The organism is Streptococcus sp. Marseille-Q7156, from assembly GCF_965119495.1.
Window position 1 is genome coordinate 1 of sequence record NZ_CBCPLU010000004.1, and the last position, 4,935, is coordinate 4,935.

The 4,935-nt window shown below is 50.1% G+C and carries 1 tRNA gene and 3 rRNA genes; all 4 read left to right on the forward strand.

The features are described 5' to 3' along the window. Positions 1-48: 48 nt before the first annotated feature. The 4 genes from ACWPV5_RS10100 to rrf all read left to right on the forward strand — a co-directional run bounded on the left by ACWPV5_RS10100 (position 49) and on the right by rrf (position 4,934). A 16S ribosomal RNA gene (locus ACWPV5_RS10100) occupies positions 49-1,594 on the forward strand. A gap of 51 nt (positions 1,595-1,645) precedes the next feature. Continuing rightward, a tRNA-Ala gene (locus tag ACWPV5_RS10105) sits at positions 1,646-1,718 on the forward strand. A gap of 123 nt (positions 1,719-1,841) precedes the next feature. Then, a 23S ribosomal RNA gene (locus ACWPV5_RS10110) occupies positions 1,842-4,742 on the forward strand. A gap of 76 nt (positions 4,743-4,818) precedes the next feature. Further along, positions 4,819-4,934, forward strand: a 5S ribosomal RNA gene (rrf, locus tag ACWPV5_RS10115). Together the 16S, 23S and 5S rRNA genes with 1 tRNA gene alongside form the textbook arrangement of a ribosomal RNA operon. Position 4,935 lies beyond the last annotated feature (1 nt).

Here is a 4,935-nt window from a genome sequence, read left to right on the forward strand (position 1 = left end):
AAAAAACAATAAATCTGTCAGTGACAGAAATGAGTGAGAACTCAAACTTTTAATGAGAGTTTGATCCTGGCTCAGGACGAACGCTGGCGGCGTGCCTAATACATGCAAGTAGAACGCTGAAGGAGGAGCTTGCTTCTCTGGATGAGTTGCGAACGGGTGAGTAACGCGTAGGTAACCTGCCTGGTAGCGGGGGATAACTATTGGAAACGATAGCTAATACCGCATAACAGTAGATGTTGCATGACATTTGCTTAAAAGGTGCAATTGCATCACTACCAGATGGACCTGCGTTGTATTAGCTAGTTGGTGGGGTAACGGCTCACCAAGGCGACGATACATAGCCGACCTGAGAGGGTGATCGGCCACACTGGGACTGAGACACGGCCCAGACTCCTACGGGAGGCAGCAGTAGGGAATCTTCGGCAATGGACGGAAGTCTGACCGAGCAACGCCGCGTGAGTGAAGAAGGTTTTCGGATCGTAAAGCTCTGTTGTAAGAGAAGAACGAGTGTGAGAGTGGAAAGTTCACACTGTGACGGTATCTTACCAGAAAGGGACGGCTAACTACGTGCCAGCAGCCGCGGTAATACGTAGGTCCCGAGCGTTGTCCGGATTTATTGGGCGTAAAGCGAGCGCAGGCGGTTAGATAAGTCTGAAGTTAAAGGCTGTGGCTTAACCATAGTACGCTTTGGAAACTGTTTAACTTGAGTGCAAGAGGGGAGAGTGGAATTCCATGTGTAGCGGTGAAATGCGTAGATATATGGAGGAACACCGGTGGCGAAAGCGGCTCTCTGGCTTGTAACTGACGCTGAGGCTCGAAAGCGTGGGGAGCAAACAGGATTAGATACCCTGGTAGTCCACGCCGTAAACGATGAGTGCTAGGTGTTAGACCCTTTCCGGGGTTTAGTGCCGCAGCTAACGCATTAAGCACTCCGCCTGGGGAGTACGACCGCAAGGTTGAAACTCAAAGGAATTGACGGGGGCCCGCACAAGCGGTGGAGCATGTGGTTTAATTCGAAGCAACGCGAAGAACCTTACCAGGTCTTGACATCCCTCTGACCGCTCTAGAGATAGAGTTTTCCTTCGGGACAGAGGTGACAGGTGGTGCATGGTTGTCGTCAGCTCGTGTCGTGAGATGTTGGGTTAAGTCCCGCAACGAGCGCAACCCCTATTGTTAGTTGCCATCATTCAGTTGGGCACTCTAGCGAGACTGCCGGTAATAAACCGGAGGAAGGTGGGGATGACGTCAAATCATCATGCCCCTTATGACCTGGGCTACACACGTGCTACAATGGCTGGTACAACGAGTCGCAAGCCGGTGACGGCAAGCTAATCTCTTAAAGCCAGTCTCAGTTCGGATTGTAGGCTGCAACTCGCCTACATGAAGTCGGAATCGCTAGTAATCGCGGATCAGCACGCCGCGGTGAATACGTTCCCGGGCCTTGTACACACCGCCCGTCACACCACGAGAGTTTGTAACACCCGAAGTCGGTGAGGTAACCGTAAGGAGCCAGCCGCCTAAGGTGGGATAGATGATTGGGGTGAAGTCGTAACAAGGTAGCCGTATCGGAAGGTGCGGCTGGATCACCTCCTTTCTAAGGATAAGGAACTGCGCATTGGTCTTGTTTAGTCTTGAGAGGTCTTGTGGGGCCTTAGCTCAGCTGGGAGAGCGCCTGCTTTGCACGCAGGAGGTCAGCGGTTCGATCCCGCTAGGCTCCATTGGTGAGAGATCACCAAGTAATGCACATTGAAAATTGAATATCTATATCAAATAGTAACAAGAAAATAAACCGAAAACGCTGTAGTATTAATAAGAGTTTATGACTGAAAGGTCAAAAATAAGGTTAAGTTAATAAGGGCGCACGGTGGATGCCTTGGCACTAGGAGCCGAAGAAGGACGTGACAAACGACGACATGCCTTGGGTAGCTGTAAGTAAGCGATGATCCAGGGATTTCCGAATGGGGGAACCCAACAGGTACTACCTGTTACCCGCATCTGTTAAGGATGTGAGGAGGAAGACGCAGTGAACTGAAACATCTAAGTAGCTGCAGGAAGAGAAAGCAAAAGCGATTGCCTTAGTAGCGGCGAGCGAAACGGCAGGAGGGCAAACCGAAGAGTTTACTCTTCGGGGTTGTAGGACTGCAATGTGGACTCAAAGATTATAGAAGAATGATTTGGGAAGATCAGCCAAAGAGAGTAATAGCCTCGTATTTAAAATAGTCTTTGTACCTAGCAGTATCCTGAGTACGGCGGGACACGAGAAATCCCGTCGGAATCTGGGAGGACCATCTCCCAACCCTAAATACTCCCTAGTGACCGATAGTGAACCAGTACCGTGAGGGAAAGGTGAAAAGCACCCCGGGAGGGGAGTGAAATAGAACCTGAAACCGTGTGCCTACAACAAGTTCGAGCCCGTTAATGGGTGAGAGCGTGCCTTTTGTAGAATGAACCGGCGAGTTACGTTATGATGCGAGGTTAAGTTGAAGAGACGGAGCCGTAGGGAAACCGAGTCTGAATAGGGCGGATTAGTATCATGACGTAGACCCGAAACCATGTGACCTACCCATGAGCAGGTTGAAGGTGCGGTAAGACGCACTGGAGGACCGAACCAGGGCACGTTGAAAAGTGCTTGGATGACTTGTGGGTAGCGGAGAAATTCCAAACGAACTTGGAGATAGCTGGTTCTCTCCGAAATAGCTTTAGGGCTAGCGTCGACATTAAGATTCTTGGAGGTAGAGCACTGTTTGGGTGAGGGGTCCATCCCGGATTACCAATCTCAGATAAACTCCGAATGCCAATGAATTATGGTCGGCAGTCAGACTGCGAGTGCTAAGATCCGTAGTCGAAAGGGAAACAGCCCAGACCACCAGCTAAGGTCCCAAAATAATTGTTAAGTGGAAAAGGATGTGGGGTTGCACAGACAACTAGGATGTTAGCTTAGAAGCAGCTATTCATTCAAAGAGTGCGTAATAGCTCACTAGTCGAGTGACCCTGCGCCGAAAATGTACCGGGGCTAAAACAATTTACCGAAGCTGTGGATACCTTTATAGGTATGGTAGGAGAGCGTTCTATGTGTGAAGAAGGTGTACCGTGAGGAGTGCTGGAACGCATAGAAGTGAGAATGCCGGTATGAGTAGCGAAAGACAGGTGAGAATCCTGTCCACCGTAAGACTAAGGTTTCCAGGGGAAGGCTCGTCCGCCCTGGGTTAGTCGGGACCTAAGGAGAGACCGAAAGGTGTATCCGATGGACAACAGGTTGATATTCCTGTACTAGAGTATGTAGTGATGGAGGGACGCAGTAGGCTAACTAAAGCAGACGATTGGAAGAGTCTGTCTAAGCAGTGAGGTGTGATATGAGTTAAATGCTTATATCTATAACATTGAGCTGTGATGGGGAGCGAAGTTTAGTAGCGAAGTTAGTGACGTCACACTGCCAAGAAAAGCTTCTAGCGTTTAAACATACTCTACCCGTACCGCAAACCGACACAGGTAGTCGAGGCGAGTAGCCTCAGGTGAGCGAGAGAACTCTCGTTAAGGAACTCGGCAAAATGACCCCGTAACTTCGGGAGAAGGGGTGCTGACTTTAAGTCAGCCGCAGTGAATAGGCCCAAGCAACTGTTTATCAAAAACACAGCTCTCTGCTAAATCGTAAGATGATGTATAGGGGGTGACGCCTGCCCGGTGCTGGAAGGTTAAGAGGAGTGCTTAGCGCAAGCGAAGGTATGAATTGAAGCCCCAGTAAACGGCGGCCGTAACTATAACGGTCCTAAGGTAGCGAAATTCCTTGTCGGGTAAGTTCCGACCCGCACGAAAGGCGTAATGATTTGGGCACTGTCTCAACGAGAGACTCGGTGAAATTTTAGTACCTGTGAAGATGCAGGTTACCCGCGACAGGACGGAAAGACCCCATGGAGCTTTACTGCAGTTTGATATTGAGTGTCTGTACCACATGTACAGGATAGGTAGGAGTCTATGAGATCGGGACGCCAGTTTCGAAGGAGACGTTGTTGGGATACTACCCTTGTGTTATGGCCACTCTAACCCGGATAGGTGATCCCTATCGGAGACAGTGTCTGACGGGCAGTTTGACTGGGGCGGTCGCCTCCTAAAAGGTAACGGAGGCGCCCAAAGGTTCCCTCAGAATGGTTGGAAATCATTCGCAGAGTGTAAAGGTATAAGGGAGCTTGACTGCGAGAGCTACAACTCGAGCAGGGACGAAAGTCGGGCTTAGTGATCCGGTGGTTCCGTATGGAAGGGCCATCGCTCAACGGATAAAAGCTACCCTGGGGATAACAGGCTTATCTCCCCCAAGAGTTCACATCGACGGGGAGGTTTGGCACCTCGATGTCGGCTCGTCGCATCCTGGGGCTGTAGTCGGTCCCAAGGGTTGGGCTGTTCGCCCATTAAAGCGGCACGCGAGCTGGGTTCAGAACGTCGTGAGACAGTTCGGTCCCTATCCGTCGCGGGCGTAGGAAATTTGAGAGGATCTGCTCCTAGTACGAGAGGACCAGAGTGGACTTACCGCTGGTGTACCAGTTGTCTTGCCAAAGGCATCGCTGGGTAGCTATGTAGGGAAGGGATAAACGCTGAAAGCATCTAAGTGTGAAACCCACCTCAAGATGAGATTTCCCATGATTTTATATCAGTAAGAGCCCTGAGAGATGATCAGGTAGATAGGTTAGAAGTGGAAGTGTGGCGACACATGTAGCGGACTAATACTAATAGCTCGAGGACTTATCCAAAGTAACTGAGAATATGAAAGCGAGAGGTTTTCTTGGTTTGAATAGATATTCAATTTTGAGTAGGTATTACTCAGAGTTAAGTGACGATAGCCTAGGAGATACACCTGTACCCATGCCGAACACAGAAGTTAAGCCCTAGAACGCCGGAAGTAGTTGGGGGTTGCCCCCTGTGAGATATGGAAGTCGCTTAGCT